The sequence below is a fragment of the Olsenella porci genome, assembly GCF_009695875.1.
Taxonomy (GTDB): domain Bacteria; phylum Actinomycetota; class Coriobacteriia; order Coriobacteriales; family Atopobiaceae; genus Olsenella_H; species Olsenella_H porci.
Window position 1 is genome coordinate 183,220 of sequence record NZ_VUNC01000003.1, and the last position, 17,398, is coordinate 200,617.

General features: G+C 67.1%; 10 protein-coding genes. 6 read left to right on the plus strand and 4 right to left on the minus strand.

Annotated features, from left to right (window positions below):
* Window positions 1–390 precede the first annotated feature (390 nt).
* On the minus strand, window positions 391–870 hold the full coding sequence (locus FYJ68_RS05360; RefSeq protein ID WP_154434735.1) for an HsmA family protein: 480 nt from the start codon (window positions 868–870) through the stop codon (window positions 391–393).
* Between the two features lie 267 nt (window positions 871–1,137).
* Here FYJ68_RS05360 and ligA point away from each other — a divergent pair, with 267 nt between their 5' ends.
* The 3 genes from ligA (at window position 1,138) to FYJ68_RS05375 (ending at window position 9,803) form a co-directional block, all read left to right on the plus strand.
* The gene (gene ligA, locus FYJ68_RS05365) at window positions 1,138–3,366 is read left to right on the plus strand and encodes an NAD-dependent DNA ligase LigA (protein WP_154434737.1); all 2,229 of its coding nucleotides are present in this window, start codon (window positions 1,138–1,140) and stop codon (window positions 3,364–3,366) included.
* A gap of 351 nt (window positions 3,367–3,717) precedes the next feature.
* Entirely contained in the window at window positions 3,718–8,340 is a 4,623-nt protein-coding gene (gltB, locus tag FYJ68_RS05370; protein WP_154434739.1) for a glutamate synthase large subunit, read from the plus strand.
* On the plus strand, window positions 8,340–9,803 hold the full coding sequence (locus tag FYJ68_RS05375) for a glutamate synthase subunit beta (protein WP_154434741.1): 1,464 nt from the start codon (window positions 8,340–8,342) through the stop codon (window positions 9,801–9,803). The genes gltB and FYJ68_RS05375 overlap by 1 nt, the downstream gene beginning before the upstream one ends.
* A gap of 943 nt (window positions 9,804–10,746) precedes the next feature.
* Here FYJ68_RS05375 and FYJ68_RS05380 read toward each other — a convergent pair.
* Entirely contained in the window at window positions 10,747–11,628 is an 882-nt protein-coding gene (locus FYJ68_RS05380) for a hypothetical protein (protein WP_154434743.1), read from the minus strand.
* A 110-nt stretch (window positions 11,629–11,738) separates the two neighbouring features.
* On the opposite strand from FYJ68_RS05380, the gene FYJ68_RS05385 reads away from it, so the two are divergent.
* Entirely contained in the window at window positions 11,739–13,259 is a 1,521-nt protein-coding gene (locus tag FYJ68_RS05385; protein WP_154434745.1) for a cation:proton antiporter, read from the plus strand.
* Window positions 13,260–13,372: 113 nt separating this feature from the next.
* On the opposite strand, the gene FYJ68_RS05390 is transcribed toward FYJ68_RS05385, so the two are convergent.
* Complete coding sequence (locus tag FYJ68_RS05390; protein WP_154434747.1) at window positions 13,373–14,299, minus strand: zinc dependent phospholipase C family protein; 927 nt, start codon at window positions 14,297–14,299, stop codon at window positions 13,373–13,375.
* A 208-nt stretch (window positions 14,300–14,507) separates the two neighbouring features.
* Between FYJ68_RS05390 and FYJ68_RS05395 the strand changes: the two genes are divergently transcribed.
* Window positions 14,508–15,068, plus strand: coding sequence for a manganese efflux pump MntP (locus FYJ68_RS05395; RefSeq protein WP_326832236.1), 561 nt, complete (start codon window positions 14,508–14,510; stop codon window positions 15,066–15,068).
* Window positions 15,069–15,172: 104 nt separating this feature from the next.
* On the opposite strand, the gene FYJ68_RS05400 is transcribed toward FYJ68_RS05395, so the two are convergent.
* On the minus strand, window positions 15,173–16,552 hold the full coding sequence (locus FYJ68_RS05400) for an MATE family efflux transporter (RefSeq protein ID WP_154434751.1): 1,380 nt from the start codon (window positions 16,550–16,552) through the stop codon (window positions 15,173–15,175).
* A gap of 160 nt (window positions 16,553–16,712) precedes the next feature.
* Here FYJ68_RS05400 and FYJ68_RS05405 point away from each other — a divergent pair, with 160 nt between their 5' ends.
* Window positions 16,713–17,246 carry a DUF308 domain-containing protein gene (locus FYJ68_RS05405; RefSeq protein ID WP_154434753.1) on the plus strand — a complete coding sequence of 178 codons (534 nt, stop codon included), beginning with the start codon at window positions 16,713–16,715 and terminating at the stop codon, window positions 17,244–17,246.
* Window positions 17,247–17,398 lie beyond the last annotated feature (152 nt).

Genomic DNA, 17,398 nt, shown 5'->3' on the forward strand with positions numbered 1-17,398 from the left:
GGTCACGTGCCTGGTCCCCTCTCTCTTACCTGTGGGGGTGTCGTGTGTGACGGTCACGTTCGAGGGGCTGTCCCGTGAAAGATCTCTAAGAAGGGGTGGGTGGCTGGGGATACCACAGTTGCAGAGAGGCTTTGTCGGGTAGCGGCCTATTCGGGAAGGACTCAAGGAAGGGATGGGCTGGGGCGCTGCTGTTGCCGTTAGGCCCAATCAAGTGGCAGTTCGATCAGAAATGAGCTCAAAGAAGGGTGGCTGGATGTCGGCTAAGCTGCGGTTGCAGCCCTGACAGCTCCGAAAGCCCATCTACTCTCCTCAGCGCCCTGAAGGCGAGCCTGCTATTCAAGAGCATCAAAGTTCGAATTGTGGCGTGAGAACGCCCCCGGTGGCGACCACCTACTTTCGCTTGGCCCCTCCGCGCGCACACAGCACAAGCGCGATCACTGCCACGACCACGAGGCTCGCCAGCGTCGCCTGGACCCCTCCAAAGTGCAGCATGGGCATCCCCATGAACAGGCCGATGAGATACGGGACCAGCCAGACCAGCCAGACGACGGTGCTCAGGCGATGGAAGGTGCGTGCAACCCCATCGTCGTGCCGCACGAAGACGACCGTGGCCCATACTGCGTGGAAGAGCATCAGCACGATGGCGAGCGCGCCGGTGATTCCGTGGATCGCGGGAGCACCCGTGCCACCCGAGTGCGCAATCATGGTCATGAGCGTGGTCCCGGTGGTGTCGCACGCAAGGCCGCACCAGAACAGGGCGAGCTGCCTGCCGCCCAGGCGCCCGGCACGCCTCTCGGAGAAGACGCCGATCGTGTACAGGACAAGAGCCAGCGTGATGGCAAGGCTCGCGGGCATGACGAGGGACCTCATGACAACCTCCATAGCGACGTTGCGCGGCCCGTTCGGTCGCGCGCGGAACGCACTATATACCCGCGGGGTGTCGAGGCGGCCGGCATCCTCCTCCCGTCTCGTCCCCACATCCCACGTCCACGTGATGCCCCCGCCACGGTCCGCACATGCCCTTCGCCTCCCGCCGGGTCCGCGCGATGCGCTACGCTAGCCACGACTGACTCGCGCACTCGAGGGACCAATCGGACCCCACCGCCCCTGGCGGTCGGGGCGGCAGAAGGGGGAAGCATGTCTCAGCAGGCGGGCACTCAGGGTTCGCTCTTTGGTGATGGAACCACCGGGGGAGAGGGGAGTGCCGCCGTGCCTCCGGAGCCCTCCCGTCGGCAGACGCCCGCCCAGCGGGCGGCAGAGCTCAACCGCATCCTCACGCACGCCGCATACGCCTACTACGCGCTCGACGACCCCGAGATGACCGACGCGCAGTTTGACCGCTACCTGACGGAGCTCCGCGACATCGAGGCGGTTCACCCCGAGCTCGTGACCCCGGACAGCTACACCCAGCGCATCGGCGGCTTTGTGAGCGACCAGTTTGAGCCCGTCACGCACGCCCGCAGGATGTACTCCATCGACGACGCCATGAACCTGGGCGAGCTGGACGAGTGGCTGGCGCGCACCGACGAGGCCCTGGGCGCAACCCCCGAGTCCCCGGTCGCCTACACCTGCGAGCTCAAGATCGACGGCCTTGGCATCGCCCTCACCTACCGTGACGGCCAGCTGGTGCGCGCGGCAACCCGCGGCGACGGCACCACGGGCGAGAACGTCACGGCCAACGCGCTCACCATTCGAGACATACCGCGGTCCCTCTCGCCCGCCGGACTCGCCCGCGTGCAGGACCGCGGCTTTGGCCAGTCGGTTGAGGTCCGCGGCGAGGTCTACATGCCCAAGCACAGCTTCGTGCGCCTGAACGAGCAGAACGACGCCGCCGGTCGTCCCCCCTTCGCCAACCCCCGCAACGCAGCCGCGGGGAGCCTGCGCCAGAAGGATCCCGCGATCACTCGCGCGCGAGACCTCGAGACCTTTATCTACGCCGTGGCCGACGAGGGGCCGCTCGCGGTCTCGACCCAGCACGACTTCTTGGAGTGGCTGCGCGACTGCGGCTTCTCGGTGAACCCCCACGCCCGGCTGGTGGACAGCTCCGCGGAGGTCCACCGCTACTGCGCCGACGCCCTCGCCCACCGCGAGGACCTGGACTACGACATTGACGGCGTGGTGGTCAAGGTCGACTCGTTTGCAAGCCAGCAGGCCATGGGCTTCACGGCGCGTGCACCCCGCTGGTCCATCGCGTTCAAGTTTCCGCCGGAGGAGAAGCGCACCATCCTGCGCCAGATACGCGTCCAGGTTGGCAGGACGGGCGTCCTGACCCCGGTCGCCGAGTTCGACCCCGTGCTGGTGGCAGGCTCCACGATCGCCCGCGCAACGCTGCACAACATAGACGAGGTGCGCCGCAAGGACGTGCGCGAGGGAGACACGATCGTGGTCCACAAGGCGGGCGACGTGATTCCCGAGGTCGTGGGGCCCGTCACCGAGGGTGACATGGCAGACGCCCACGCGCTCCGCCCCCTGTGGCAGATGCCCCAGACCTGCCCCAGCTGCGGTAGCCCTGTGGTGCGCGAGGAGGGCGAGGTCGCCTATCGCTGCATCTCCATCGACTGCCCCGCGCAGGCGACCGAGAGGCTCATTCACTGGGGCAGCCGCAACGCCATGGACATCGACGGCCTGGGTGACGAGATCGTGGGCCGCATGGTCGAGCAGGGCATCCTCCACGATGTTGCCGACTACTACGACTCCCTGGACGAGCGGACGCTCGCCGGCGTGGATACGGGCCGCAGGTACGAGACGAGCGGTCGCGACCACGTTGAGGGCGATTCCATCGTGGTTGGTCCCACCATCGCGCGCAAGATCATGGAGCAGATTGAGGCATCCAAGCAGGCTGGTCTCGCCCGCGTGCTCTTTGGCCTGGGCATCCGCCACGTGGGGGCAAACGTTGCGGGACTCCTCGCCAGCCACTTTGGCAGCATGCAGGCGCTCGCCGCGGCGTCCGAGGAGGACATCTCGCAGATAGACGGCGTGGGCCCCAAGATCGCGGCGTCGGTGCGCGAGTTCTTCTCCGTCTCCAAGAACGTGGCGGTGGTGGAGCGCCTGCGAAAGGCGGGCGTGTCGCTCGAGCAGGAGGGCTTTGGCCAGGAGCCGGAGTCGCCGCAGACGCTCGCCGGCCTCACGTTCGTGCTCACGGGCACGCTCGAGAAGTACAGCCGCACCGAGGCGGGCAACCAGCTCAAGACGCTGGGGGCAAAGGTCTCCGGGTCGGTCTCCAAGCGCACGAGCTTCGTGATCGCGGGCGCCTCGGCGGGCTCCAAGCTCACCAAGGCACAGTCGCTGGGCGTGCCCGTGCTGGACGAGGCGGCGCTCGACCACATCCTCCAGACGGGGGAGGCGCCGCAGGCGCCGGCGGAGTAAGCCCACGCGCGTGCCGCCGCGCCTCGACGTGGTGGTGGCACGCGCGCCGGTCGTGCCCCCGCGCTCCAAGGGGACGCCGAATCCCGTCGGGTCCTCTCGCAAGACGGGGCCCCGTCCCTCTCGTCTGCATGAATACTTCCTGAAATCCAATATCTTGCGAGTGGGGGAGAGGGACGCGGATGCGTTGTCGCGCCCCGTTCAGCCGCCCGTTTGTTTCGTCGTGGCTACGAGAAGGTGACGCGGCTTTGTCATGTTCACGGAGCGGGGGCGTCGTAATCGGCGCGAAACCAAGCGGGTTATATGATTCCAAACCCACAATGGAATCAGTGCCACTAGGAAACGGGAGAGGCAATGAGCTATAGCGAACTGTCCGAGGGCGTGAGGGACCTCGAGAAGAGGGGGCTGTACCGCCAGGAGTTCGACCACGACGCCTGCGGCATCGGCGCACTGGCGCAGATTGACGGCAAGCGCAGCCACGCCATCGTGGACGACGCCCTGTCGGTGCTCCTCAACCTCGAGCATCGTGGCGGCAAGGGGCTGGAGCACAACACCGGCGACGGCGCGGGAATCCTGTTCCAGGTGCCTCACCGCTTCTTCCGCAAGGAGGCGCAGCGCTGGGGCCAGATCCTCCCGGAGGAGGGCGACTACGGCGTCGCGATGCTCTTCTTCCCCCAGGACGACGCGGGTGTCGCGGCAGCCAAGCGCGTGTTTGAGGAGGGCTGCGCCGAGGAGGGCGTGCCCCTGCTGTTCTGGCGCGAGGTCCCCGTGGACGCGCATGACCTGGGCGAGACGGCGCGCGACTGCATGCCCACCATCCTGCAGGCGTTCCTCGCCCGTCCCGAGGGCGTCGAGCGCGGCGACGACTTCGAGCGCCGACTGTACGTGTGCCGCCGCACCATCGAGGGCAGGGCGAAGGCCGAGCACGCGCTGGAGGGCAAGATCTTCTACGTGTGCTCCATGAGCTCGCGCACGATCGTCTACAAGGGCATGCTCGTCGCCACCCAGATGCGCCGCTTCTTCCTCGACCTCAACGACGCCGCCGTGGAGAGTTCGCTCGCCCTGGTGCACTCGCGCTACTCCACCAACACCACCCCCAGTTGGGAGCGCGCGCACCCCAACCGCCTGATCATCCACAACGGCGAGATCAACACGCTGCGCGGCAACGTCAACTGGATTCGCGCCCGCGAGCCGAACCTGTACTCGCCCGTGCTGGGCGAGGACCTCAAGAAGGTCGTCCCCATCATCGACCGCGAGGGCTCCGACTCCGCGATCCTGGACAACGTGCTCGAGTTCCTGCACGTCAACGGCTGGGAGCTCCCGCGCGCCGTCACGCTCATGCTCCCCGAGCCCTGGGACCACAACAAGGCCCTCTCGCGCCAGCGCCGCGCCTACGACGCCTACCTCTCCATGCTCATGGAGCCGTGGGACGGCCCCGCCGCCATCGCGTTCTCCGACGGCCGCGGCATGGGTGCGGCACTCGACCGCAACGGCCTGCGTCCCGCCCGCTACTACGTCACGCGCGACAACCGCTTCGTGCTCTCGAGCGAGGCGGGCGCCCTCGACGTCGACCCCGAGAACCTGCTGCAGTCCGGCTGCCTTGGCCCGGGCGAGATGCTCTTCGTGGACCAGGAGGAGGGCCGCATCCTCTGGAATGACGAGCTGAGGGACCGCTTCGCCAGTAGGAAGCCCTATGCCGACTGGCTGCGCGCCGAGACCCTCGACGTCCAGGACCTGCACGAGCCCGAGGGCGAGGCCGCTCCTCGCGATGCCGGCGTGGGCCAGACCAGCCGCATGGCAAAGCTGGGCTACCACTACGACGACGTGGACGAGGCCCTGCGCCCGATGGCCAACCAGGGCAAGGCGCCCCTCTCGTCCATGGGCTCAGACATCCCGCTGGCCGTGCTCTCGCACCACCCGCGCTCGTTCTACGACTACTTCAACCAGCTGTTCGCCCAGGTCACCAACCCGCCCATCGACGCCCTGCGCGAGAGCCTGGTCACCTCGACGGTGCTCTATCTGGGCAACCACGGCAACCTCCTGGAGGACTGCCGCGACACCTGCCGGCTGATTCGCCTAAAGTCGCCCATCCTCACCAAGGGGGAGTTCGAGCGCATCGCGTCCGTGGACCGCACCGGCTTCCACGCCCGTCGCTTCTCGGCAACCTACCGCCGCGACGGCGGCCCCGACGCCCTGGAGAAGGCGCTCAGGGACCTCTGCCTCCAGGTCGAGGACAGTGTCCGCGCCGGCACCAACATCATCGTGCTCTCCGACCGCGCGGACGAGGGGGAGGTCCCCATCCCGTCGCTCCTCTCCCTTGGCGCTGTGCACAACCACATGATCCAGGCGGGCATCCGAATGCTTGCCGACATCGTTATGGAGACGGGCGACGCAATCACGCCCCACGACTTCGCCACGCTGGTGGGCTACTCCGCCTCGGGCATCTACCCCTACATGGCGCACGAGACGATCGAGCGCATGGCCGAGAAGGGCGCCATCGACGTCACTGCCGAGCAGGGCATTGCCAACTACGACAAGGCCGTGGTCTCGGGCATCGTCTCTATCATGAGCAAGATGGGCATCTCCACCGTCCAGGGCTACCACTCCGCCCAGATCTTCGAGATCGTGGGCCTCTCCGACGAGGTCGTGAGCACCTGCTTCGAGGGCACCGTGAGCCGCGTGGGCGGCCTGGGGTTTGCCGACATCGAGCGCTGGTGCGACCGTCGCTACGACGAGGCGCTCGCCCTCTCAAAGTCGCACGCGCCCAACCAGCTTGCGACCGCCGGCCTCACCAAGTGGCGTCCGCTTGGCGGCGAGGACCACATAATCAGTCCCGACGTGATCTACGACCTGCAGCGCTCCGTGCGCGAGGGTGACTACGAGCGCTTCAAGAGCTACAGCGCGGGCGTCCACCGCAAGGGCCGCACCGTGGTGCTGCGCGACCTCCTGGAGTTTGTGCCCCTGCCCTCCGGCCCCGTGCCCCTGGACGAGGTCGAGCCCGTGGAGTCCATCGTTAAGCGCTTCAACACCGGCGCCATGAGCTTTGGCGCCATCTCGCAGGAGGCGCACGAGTGTCTTGCCATCGCCATGAACCGCCTGGGCGGGCGCTCCAACACCGGCGAGGGCGGCGAGGACCCTGCTCGCGAGGACGCGCTCCCCAACGGCGACAGCGCCAACTCCGCCATCAAGCAGGTGGCCTCGGGCCGCTTTGGCGTCACGAGCCGCTACCTGTGCAGCGGCACCGAGATCCAGATCAAGATGGCCCAGGGCGCCAAGCCCGGTGAGGGCGGCCACCTGCCCGGCAAGAAGGTCTGGCCGTGGGTCGCGCGCGTAAGGCGCTCCACGCCCGGCGTGGGGCTTATCTCGCCCCCGCCCCACCACGACATCTACTCCATCGAGGATCTTGCCGAGCTCATCTTCGACCTGCGCAATGCCAACCCGTCCGCGCGGGTCTCGGTCAAGCTCGTGAGCGAGGCGGGCGTGGGCACCATCGCCACGGGCGTCGCCAAGGGCGGTGCCTCCAAGATCTCGATCTCGGGCGCCAACGGCGGCACGGGCGCAGCCCCGCGCGACTCGGTGTACCATGCCGGCCTGCCTCTGGAGCTCGGCCTGGCCGAGACCCAGCAGACCCTGCTCATGAACGGCCTGCGCTCCCGCGTGGTGCTCGAGGCCGACGGCAAGCTCATGGACGGCCGCGACGTGGCCGTTGCGGCGCTCCTGGGCGCCGAGGAGTTTGGCTTTGCCACCGCCCCGCTCATGGCGATGGGCTGCCTCATGCAGCGCGCGTGCCAGCAGGACACCTGCCCCGTGGGCATCTGCACCCAGAACGCCTATCTGCGCAGTCACTTTGCCGGCAAGCCCGAGCACGTGGTCAACTTCATGACCTTCGTCGCCCGCGAGCTGCGCGAGATCATGGCCAAGCTTGGCTTCCGCACCGTCGACGACATGGTCGGGCACCCCGAGTGCCTGCGCCAGGTCAAGGTCGAGGGCGCCGAGAAGGCCAACCTCTGCGACCTGTCCCGCATCCTCGCGCCGTCCACCAACGTGTTCGGCAAGAACGTGCCCGGTGCCGAGTGCGCTCACCACCTGGAGTCCATGGACTTTGACCCCGAGCTCGACCGCACGCTCGACTCCACGCTCTTCGTGCCCTACACGAGCGACGCGCGCGAGCACCTCAAGCCCATCCACTTCCACGTGGACATCGCCAACGTCAACCGCTGCGTGGGCACGCTGCTGGGCTCCACGGTCACCAAGGCGCATCCCGACGGCCTGCCCGACGGCGCCATCACCATCGACTGCTCGGGCTCCGGCGGACAGAGCTTTGGCGCGTTCCTGCCCAAGGGTGTCACGCTCAACATCCAGGGAGACGCCAACGACTACTTTGGCAAGGGCCTCTCCGGTGGCATCCTGACGGTTGCCCCCTCGCCGCGCGCGAGCTACAAGTTCGACGAGAACGTGAGCATCGGCAACGTCGCCTTCTACGGGGCGACCTCGGGCCGCGGCTTCATCAACGGACTCGCCGGCCAGCGCTTTGGCGTCCGCAACTCCGGTGCCACGATCGTGTGCGAGGGCGTAGGCAACCACGGCTGCGAGTACATGACCGGCGGAGAGGCGCTCATCCTCGGCGAGGTCGGGCAGAACTTCGCGGCAGGCATGAGCGGCGGCGTCGCCTACGTCTACGACGAGTTTGGCACCCTCGAGCAGCGCTGCAACATGGACATGGTCCAGATCGAGCGCCCGAGCGACGACGAGATAGAGCACGTCCGCGAGCTCATCAGGGAGCACGTGGAGCGTACCAACAGCCCCAGGGGCATCAGGCTCCTGTACCAGTTTGACGCAGAGCGCAGCCGCTTCAAGAAGGTCATCCCCGTCGAGTACGCCCAGATTCTGGCACTCGTGCGCGAGGAGGAGTCCAAGGGAGCGACCCACGACGACGCGGTCGAGACTGCGTTCGAGACCATGAGGAGGGGAATGTAATGGGCAAGTCCGGAGCATTTCTGGATGTCAAGCGCCAGGAGCACGGCGAGCGGCCCAAGGACCAGACGCTGCTCGACTACGACGAGTTCGCCATTCCCCTGGACGAGGAGGGCCAGCGCCGCCAGGCATCGAGGTGCATGATGTGCGGCGTCGCGTTCTGCCAGACCGGCATGCCCTTCGGCGACCGCGGGCGCGTCTCGGGCTGCCCGCTTCACAACCTCATCCCCGAGTGGAACGACCTCGTGTGGCGCGGCCTGTGGTCCGACGCCGCCCAGAGGATGAGCCTCACCAACCCGTTCCCCGAGTTCACGGGCCGCGTGTGCCCCGCCCTGTGCGAGAAGGCCTGCAACCTGGGCCTGTACGAGGGCGCCACCACGATCAGGGACAACGAGCGCGCGATCTCCGACCACGCCTGGGCAGCGGGCGAGGTCGAGCCGCTCCCCGTGCCCGCGGAGGGCGCCCCCAAGGTGGCGGTCGTGGGCTCCGGCCCCTCCGGTCTCGCCTGCGCATGGGAGCTCGCAAGCCGCGGCGCCGCCGTCACCGTGGTGGAGCGCAGCGACCGTGCGGGCGGCCTTCTCATGTACGGCATCCCCAACATGAAGCTCCCCAAGGACGTGGTGAGGCGCCGGAGCGACCTCATGGAGAGGAGCGGCATACAGTTCCGCCTCTCAACCGACGCCTCCGACCCCAAGGTCGCTAAGGCGCTCAAGGACGAGTTCGACGCCGTGGTCGTTGCCGTGGGCGCGGGTGACGCGCGCACCCTGCGCGTCCCGGGGATGGATGCCGACGGCGTCGTCCTCGCGGTCGACTACCTCACCCAGGCCACAAAGGGCGTGCTGGGGGACGGTGCTCCCAAGGTGAGTGCCGAGGGCAGGGACGTCGTTGTCATCGGTGGTGGCGACACCGGCACCGACTGCGTTGCCACGGCACTTCGCCAGGGCGCCAAGAGCATCCGGCAGTTCGAGTTCCTCCCCGAACCTCCCCACGAGCGCCTGGCGGGCAATCCCTGGCCCGAGTGGCCCGACGTCCGCAAGGACGACTACGGCCAGCTCGAGGCCGACCAGAGGTTTGGCCACGACCCCCGCACCTGGGCCACCGACACGCTCGAGGCCCTGGTGGGCGAGGACGGCTCCGTCGAGGGGCTGCGCATCGTCTCGCTCGACTGGTCCAACGGCAAGCCCGAGCGCATCGAGGGAAGCGAGCAGACCATCCCCGCCCAGCTCGTGCTCATCGCCTGCGGGTTCACCGGTCCCCAGAGGTCGGTCTACGATGCCCTGGGCGTCGAGGTGGACTCCGTGCGCGGCGGCGTTCGTCCGCGCCTTGCGGAGGTCGGCTCTCACCGCACGGTCACCGATGCTGTCTATGCGACCGGCGACGCGCGCAACGGCTCGACCCTCGTGGTCACCGCCATCAGTGACGGCCTCGCCTGCGCCGGTGAGGTTGCGGCAGACCTGGGGCTCTAGTAGCCGGGGGAGAGAAGAGACGTGCTCAGGCGAGGGGCGCCCGTGGAAACCCGCGGGCGCCCCTCGTTGTATCCGCTCTCGCCGGGTAGGGCGGTTTCCGTGGGTGTAAGCCAAAAGAGTCAGGGAAGGGAGGGGGGGTTGGCTCCCCTTCACACGGGTAAGCGTGTCTTCGCGGACGGGGAGGCCCCAGCCACTCCGCAGGTGATGGAGGCGTCAGAGTCAAAGAACGGGGCGGGGGCAGGGAACTGTCCCCACGGCTCTTCTTCGCAGGTCTGGGTCATCAACCTGGAGGGGAGGGCCGCTTCGGGCTTGCGACTCTCCCATCCCATGGCGGGGACACCCTCCGCCAGAACTGCCATGGCGCGCACGCACGGGGATTCGACGCTCGTGTGCTTAACATCCCTGGCCTTCATGTCGAATCCGTAGAGGGATGCTTAGAAACGCTAGGCCTCGTGCGGGTTTGTCGGCCGGAATCAACAAGAGGCCTAGTGCCGCTAAGCACGCGGGGGCCCAATCCACAAGTGGCCTAGTGCCACTAAGCACACGCTTCCCGAACCTCCACGGAGACTAGCGTGGCTAATCACCCGGAGGAAAACCCGTGCGGGGGGCTAGTGGGACTAAGCGGACGAGGCATCCGTCCATGCGGGGCCACGCCCTCCCAGGAGGCACCTGGTCGTCGGCTCCCCTCTTTGCCGCCCTTCCCCTGACAGGGTAGGCGTAACCCGCCGTCCCGAACGAGGCGCGTGACGCAAACCGAGACCCGGGAGAGGGCAGGGCCAGGGCCCACCGCACCTTACTCGTGAACCCCTTCTTTGACCATGCTCTTTACTCTTGCGAGCCTCTCGTCTGCTTGATGCGCGGAACCGGTGGGGACGCAAAGGCCGAGGGAACCCTTGGGGGCTCCCTCGGCAACGTGGGAGCGGATGCCGACGGATGCCGGCGCCTAGCCGATTTCCCCGTCCCTCTCGCCTTCCGCGTCCTTGCGCGCCTGGTCCCTGATCTGGCGGGAGAGGTGAACGCAGGAGAGGGTGAAGAGGATCGCGAGGAAGGTCAGCGGCAGCTCGCTCACGGTGATGTCCCTGCGCATGAGCTGCAGCACGGTCCAGGCAACCTCCAGTGCGAGGACCGCGGTTGAGACAACGAGGAAGGGTCCGATGTGCTGGGGGTGGTTTGCCCCGAACGTGGCGAGGAGTCCGGATCCAAGGAGGAGGCCACCGGTGATCGCGAGGGCGATTATCCCAGGGGTGCTGACCCAGCCAGCCCCGTTGGGTGCGATGCCATTGGCACCGAGCAGCCAGGCGAGGAGCGAGAGGAGCAGGGCAACCACGCCCTGGAGCAGGAGCACCATGCCCATGAAGTGGAGGCGACGCTGGGTTCCGTCCAGCACGAGGAGCTCGCCCTTGACGCCGAGGGCGTAGTCCTTCTCGACCTCGTCGGCAAGAGAGGAGCATATCAGCACGTAGATGACCGTGGCGGCGAGCACCACGGGGTCAAAGATCACGATCTTCCCGTTTGACCACCCCGCGATGATCACCAGAAGGATCAGGAGGCTCACGGTGTAGCAGAGCGATCGGTAGGCGCCCGCCTTGGAGTAGTCGCGGGCGGCCCGCATTCCGAGCCAGGCGGTGACTCCCAGTAGGGCAGCGGCGCAGGCGACCAGGCCTCCCATGCGGGTCTGCTGGTTTGCGAGGCTTGCGTGGCCCATCACCACGAGGATGACGCCCAGCGCGAGGATGAGCCCTGCGAGGACCGCCATGAGGACCGAGACAAAGTAGAGCAGCGTCTGCGAGGGCGTGCGCCTCGTCACAGTTACGTCGTGTCGCATGGGACCTCCTGACCCTCGCCTGCCTCCACGTCACCATCATACTGTTATGTGCCTGCGGATTTCTCCCCTCGGCCTGTCGTGGTTCCCTGGGACGAATATACTTTCGTGCCATGGAAACTACGCTGCTCTCCCTCTTCGTCATCCTCGTGGTGACCGCGATAGCCCCCTTCCTCGCCAGCCTGGTCCCGGGACGCGCCGTCCCGGAGGTCGTGTTCCTGGTGTTTGCCGGGGCGCTCCTCGGGCCGTATGGCGCCAACCTCGTGAGCAACGAGGGACTTGCGATGCAGACGCTCTCGGACCTTGGCCTGGGCTTCCTCTTCCTCATGGCGGGCTACGAGATAGACCCGCGCGAGCTCCTGGGCCACCAGGGAAGGGTCGCTTCGGTGTCCTGGTTCGTCTCGCTTGGGCTGGGCTTTGCCTTCGTGGCGCTGGTCTTCTCCCACCTGGGGTTTGAGCGGTCGTCGTGGCCAGCCATGGCGCTGCTCATGACCACCACGGCGTACGGAACGCTCGCCCCCATCATGAGGGATAGGAACCTTGGCCCCACGCGCGTGGGCAAGGCCGTCGTGGCGTACGGCTCCACCGGAGAGCTGCTCCCCGTCGTGGCGATGTCGCTCATGCTGTCGGGCAGGACCCTCTCGCGCTCCCTCGTGGTGCTTGGGGTGTTTCTGGCGGTGTGTGTGGTGGTCCTGGTGTTCTCGATGACCCTCAAGCGCATAGGCGGCAGATTCTGGACCTTCGTGACCCAGAGCGCCGGCCCGTCCTCCCACGCCATGATGCGCCTGGTCACGGCGATTCTGGTGCTGCTCCTCCTGGCAGCCGAGTTCTTCTCGATGGATGCCGTGCTGGGAGCCTTTGCCGCCGGCTTCATCCTGCGTGCCCTCTTCCCCGAGGGCAACGAGGTCATGGAGCGCAACCTCCACGTGGTTGGTGCGGGTCTCTTCCAGCCCATCTTCTTCGTGGTCTCGGGCGCGGGCATCGACCTTGGGGCCGCCGCCTCCAACCTCCCGGTGCTGTTTGGGTTCATCGGGGCGCTCGTGCTCGTTCGCGGCGTGGTCGTTGGCATCTCGCTCAAGGTCGACCCCCAGACGCGCGACATGGGCTGGCGCGAGGTCCTCTCGGCCTCCGCCTACTGCACCATGGCGCTGCCGCTCGTCGTCGCCATAACGGGGGTCGCCGTGGGCAACGGCGTGATGCTCGACTCCACCGCCTCGGTGCTCGTGACCTCCGGTGCGCTCACGGTCCTGCTGGTGCCGGCACTCACGTCGCTGGTCCACGCGGCGGACGAGTCGGGCGTGGCGGACATCTCGCAGGAGCTCGCCCAGGGCGACCAGACCGTGCGCGAGGTCCTGCACCGCCACAACGAGGAGTGGCACCAGGCGCACCACGCCTACCTGGAGCAGCGAGCCCGCAGGCGCAGCCAGGGCACCTACCTCTCCGCGGCGGACTTCTACGCGCTGTCGGGCGGGATGTCGGGCTACGTACCGCGCAAGGGGCTCGACCTGCACGACCGGCGCGGGCACGGCGGCCATGGCGGCAGGGGTAAGCCTGCCGCAGAGCATGGGGGACAGGCGCATGGCGACGTCCGTGCCACCGAGGGCATAGGCACGGAGGGGCGTTCCGACTCCTGAGGCAGTCCGCGGGACCCATCGTTTGAGGCATGAGGTGCGACACAGGGCGAGGGCGCACGCAGGGGATGAGGTCCCTAGCGTGCGCCCTCGCGCCTCTCGCCCAAGGCATCTGCCTAGCGTGCCAGGGGGACTCCGTCGTAGTCGCGCGTGACGAACGGGGCAAGGCGGTCGCGCTCGCCCGAGGCATAGGCGCGCGAGATGCCGTCCCACTCGCCGAGTGCGTTCCAGAAGAGGTCCGGGAAGCTCTCGGTGCGCACCTCGCCGGTGGAGGGGTCGTGCCAGGGCTGGTGGTCCAGGTTGGCGTCGGGACAGGCGTCGCCCCTTTGGTTGAGGTGCGCCTGCGCCATCGCCAGCGAGTGTGGGCGCGCGATCCTCTCGACCGAGCCGATAAGGCGATTGCGCCGCCCGTCGGCGGGCTCGATGGCGCGGTAGAGAAACCCAAAGTCTGCCAGGCTGCCCTCGTACTGCCGCGCATCGACCGAGACGCCAAACACCTGCATCGCCACCTGCGAGAAGATGGCACCGCCCACGCGGGAGACGCGTTCGGTCCTCGCCAGAGAGGTGCCGATGATCGAGGGGTCGACCTCTGCCTGCCGCATGGACCAGAGCATCCACACGTCCAGGTCGCTCTCGATGAGGGCGTGGAGCTCGCTCTGAGCGTTCTGCAGCGAGGGGTCGGCGTGCGCGAGCGCGTGCTGCTGCGAGTACACGAACGCGTGGCTGCGGCTATCCAGAAGGTAGTGTGCCAGCTGCCCCAGCGCGAAGGCGCGGCCAACGCGCATGTCGTCGCGATGCAGGTGGGCGACCGTCTCCCTCATGGCGAGGAGGGACTCCATCGCCTTGGGCCCGTGCATCAGGTGCGCTAGGCTGCGGCAGCGCGCCGCCCGGTCGGGCAGCGTGGCGAAGCGAGCGAAGAGGGGGTCGGGACCCAGGTTGCCAAGGAGGAAGGCCAGAAGCTCCTCCTCGCCGTCCAGAAGGCCCTCGGGAAGGGCGTGAGCCGCCTCCTCCCCAAAGAGGTGGTGCGTGATGAGTGCGGGCATGTCTGCTCCAAGTGATCCGGCATCGCGACCGGTCGTTGTTTTCGTTGTGCGTGTGACAGTGAAGAGGTTATCCCAATTTCGCGTGGTTTTTCTCGCGAGGAGCCTGATTGGCCGACCTTTGCCTAGCATTACGCACTTATGCATGCGTGGCGGCATCGTATTCGGTGCGGAAGAAGCGCCCCCGTGCCGCTGGGGGAGAGGAGCAGAGGTGTCGGTCGTAGAGGTCATCCTTCTGGGCGTCGCGCTCTCGGCGGACGCTTTCGCCGTCACCATATCCAACTGCTTCGCCTATCCCTGCGAGTGCCGTCGCAGGCTCTACCTCATGCCGCTCTTCTTCGGCTTCTTCCAGGCGCTCATGCCCGTCCTCGGCTACTTTTTGGGCGGGGTCGCCGCCGAGCTCATTGAGCGGTACGCAGGACTCGTGACGCTGGTGATTCTTGGCTTCATCGGCGGAAACATGATCCGCGAGGGCGTGCACGCGCTCAGGCACCCCGAGGAGGCCTCGTGCGAGGAGGGGAGCCTCACCATCGCGAAGCTCCTCTTTCAGTCGGTCGCCACGGCGATCGACGCGTTCGCCGTGGGCGTTTCCCTGCGCGCCATGGCGGTGAGCCTGCCCTTCGCCGTGACCACGATTGGCATCACGACGGCCCTCTGCTGCTGCGTGGCGCTCGCCATTGGCCGCAGGCTGGGCCAGGCGCTGGGCGATCGCGCCGAGGTCGTGGGCGGTATCGTGCTGGTCTGCATTGGCATCAGGGCGTTCTTGGGCTAGCCGCCTAACGCCACGGAGGGTCGTGTCGGGGGAGGGCGTCGGTCGTCTCCCCGGCAATGGAACCAACGGGGTGCCCTTGTGGCGCCAGGGCTCCTCCGAGGCACCTACGCCGTCTGGCGCCCCTGCGAGCGTGCGTCCGCGCGCCTGAGCCAGCCCCCGCGGAGGTAGTATGCCACGAACAGCGCGCAGGTGAGAATCCACGTCACGGGATAGCCCAGCATGATCATGTTGAGCGTGTGGTGCGAGGGCACAAAGCCCAGGAGCCACACCAGTCTGAACACGCAGGTGCCCAGGATCGTCAGCACCATGGGCATGAAGCTCTCGCCTGCCCCTCGAATGGTCCCGGCAAAGTTGTCCATGAACGAGTAGAAGACGTAGAACGGCCCGATGAAGAGCAGCACCCTGGTCGAGATGCCCGCCACCACCATGTCGCGCATGAAGAAGTACGAGATGGGATAGGCAAACACGACGAGGAGCGCCGACACGCCTCCCACGACCACGACGGCGAGCGAGAGCGACGTGCGGACCCCCTGACGCATGCGGTCGTAGTTGCGGGCGCCAAAGTTCTGGGCGGCGAACGTGGTGACCGAGGAGCCGAGGGCGTCGGAGACCATCCAGATCACCGAGTCGATCCTGCCCGAGAGGCCCCATCCCGCCACTACGTTTGTCCCGAGCCCGTTGATGGCGGACTGGGCGACGATGTTGGACACGGAGTACACGGACCCCTGCACGCCCAGCGGGACGCCGGTGCGAAGCATGGTTGCGGCCATTCTCCGGTCGATGCGGATCTCGCGCAGCCGCATGCGCCAAGGCCCCTTCGCACGGGCGAGGGCGTGCAGCGTCGCCGCGGAGGAGAGGGTGAGCGTGGCGAAGGTGGCGATGGCGCAGCCCTCGACGCCCATGTGCAGACCTGCCACAAGCAGCAGGTCGAGCGAGATGTTGACCACGCAGCTCACGGCCACGATGAGCGAAGGTGTGCGCGTGTCTCCCACGGCGCGCTGGAGCGCCGACCCGGTGTTGAACACGATCGAGAAGAGCATGGCGCTCATGTAGATGCGTGAGTACAGCAGGGACTGGGCGTAGATCTCGGACGGCGTGCCCATCAGGCGCAGCGCCCCTCCAACCAGAAGCACGCCCAGGACGGAGCAGCCGATGCCGCCGATGATGGCGATGCCCATGGCGGTGCGCACGGCACGGGACACGCCCTCGTCGTCGTGCGAGCCAAAGTGCTGGCTCACCACCACGCCAAAGCCCACGCCCATGCCAACGGAGAAGCTCACGACCAGGTCGTTGAGCGTGACCGTCGCCTCCATGGCAGCGAGGGCGTCCTTGCCCGCAAAGCGGCCGACCACCCATGCGTTGGCGAGGGAGTAGGTCTGCTGGAAGAAGGAGCTCAGGAACACGGGGACGAACAGCGTGAGGAGCTGCTTCCAGATGACTCCCGACGTGACGTCGAGCGACTCTTGGGCGGAGCGGCGTGGCATGGTACCTCCCTAGGCGAGGATCGGGTTGCGGTGGATGGGTGGGATGGATGACACCGCCGGAGCTTGCGACGTGGTTGCCGCTTGTGGCGGATTCATACAAGAATATGGGTATCACAAGCGTAGGCCCCGCGTTCGCGAGGCATCGGAGTGAGGAGAAACCATGGAGCGCATGACCACCTCAAAGGCGGGGACGATCTTCGCGGGGATCGTCTCGATCGCCCTCGGTCTCGTCCTGTTCATGAACCCAAACGGCTCCACCGTGGCGATCGTGCAGATCATCGGGTGGGCGTTGATCGTGGGAGGGGGCTTCTCGCTTGCGTGTGCGCTCTCCAGTTGGAACGTGATCCTGATGCAGGCTGACCTCTACATGGGTCTGCTCGGCCTGCTGTTTGGCTTCCTCATGGTCAACATGCCGGGCATCTTCGTGGCGTGGCTGTTCATTCTGCTGGGCATCTACGTCATCGTCCTGGGCTTTGAGTCGCTCGCGGCGGTCAACCTCGCCGGACGGCTCACGGGGAGCAACTCCACGGGCTCTCGCATTGGCGCGCTGCTGGTGATTGCCCTGGGCGTGGTGGTCATGCTGTCGCCCATGGGGTCCGCCAGCATCGCAATGTCCATAACGGGCATCGTGCTTGTTGCCCTGGGCATCGGCAAGATCATGGAGGGCATCCGGATGCCTGGCAGGAAGGGATAGCCCCTCCCGTTTTGGCCCGGGGCTTCCCTCCGCCACCTGATCCGTGAAGGCGCGTCCCCCACGGGGGAGCCCCTCTCCACGGCGCAAGGTTATACGTCTCGTAAGGATTGGCGCGGTTAGCACCCCTCTAACCGCGCCGAATCTTATTGAAT

Bases quoted from the DNA above. Each gene is read 5' to 3' on its own strand.
- FYJ68_RS05390 (WP_154434747.1), bottom strand. From the start codon at position 14,299: ATGCCCGCACTCATCACGCACCACCTCTTTGGGGAGGAGGCGGCTCAC.
- gltB (WP_154434739.1), top strand. From the start codon at position 3,718: ATGAGCTATAGCGAACTGTCCGAGGGCGTGAGGGACCTCGAGAAGAGG.
- FYJ68_RS05380 (WP_154434743.1), bottom strand. From the start codon at position 11,628: ATGCGACACGACGTAACTGTGACGAGGCGCACGCCCTCGCAGACGCTG.
- FYJ68_RS05400 (WP_154434751.1), bottom strand. From the start codon at position 16,552: ATGCCACGCCGCTCCGCCCAAGAGTCGCTCGACGTCACGTCGGGAGTC.
- FYJ68_RS05360 (WP_154434735.1), bottom strand. From the start codon at position 870: ATGAGGTCCCTCGTCATGCCCGCGAGCCTTGCCATCACGCTGGCTCTT.
- FYJ68_RS05405 (WP_154434753.1), top strand. From the start codon at position 16,713: ATGGAGCGCATGACCACCTCAAAGGCGGGGACGATCTTCGCGGGGATC.
- FYJ68_RS05375 (WP_154434741.1), top strand. From the start codon at position 8,340: ATGGGCAAGTCCGGAGCATTTCTGGATGTCAAGCGCCAGGAGCACGGC.
- ligA (WP_154434737.1), top strand. From the start codon at position 1,138: ATGTCTCAGCAGGCGGGCACTCAGGGTTCGCTCTTTGGTGATGGAACC.
- FYJ68_RS05385 (WP_154434745.1), top strand. From the start codon at position 11,739: ATGGAAACTACGCTGCTCTCCCTCTTCGTCATCCTCGTGGTGACCGCG.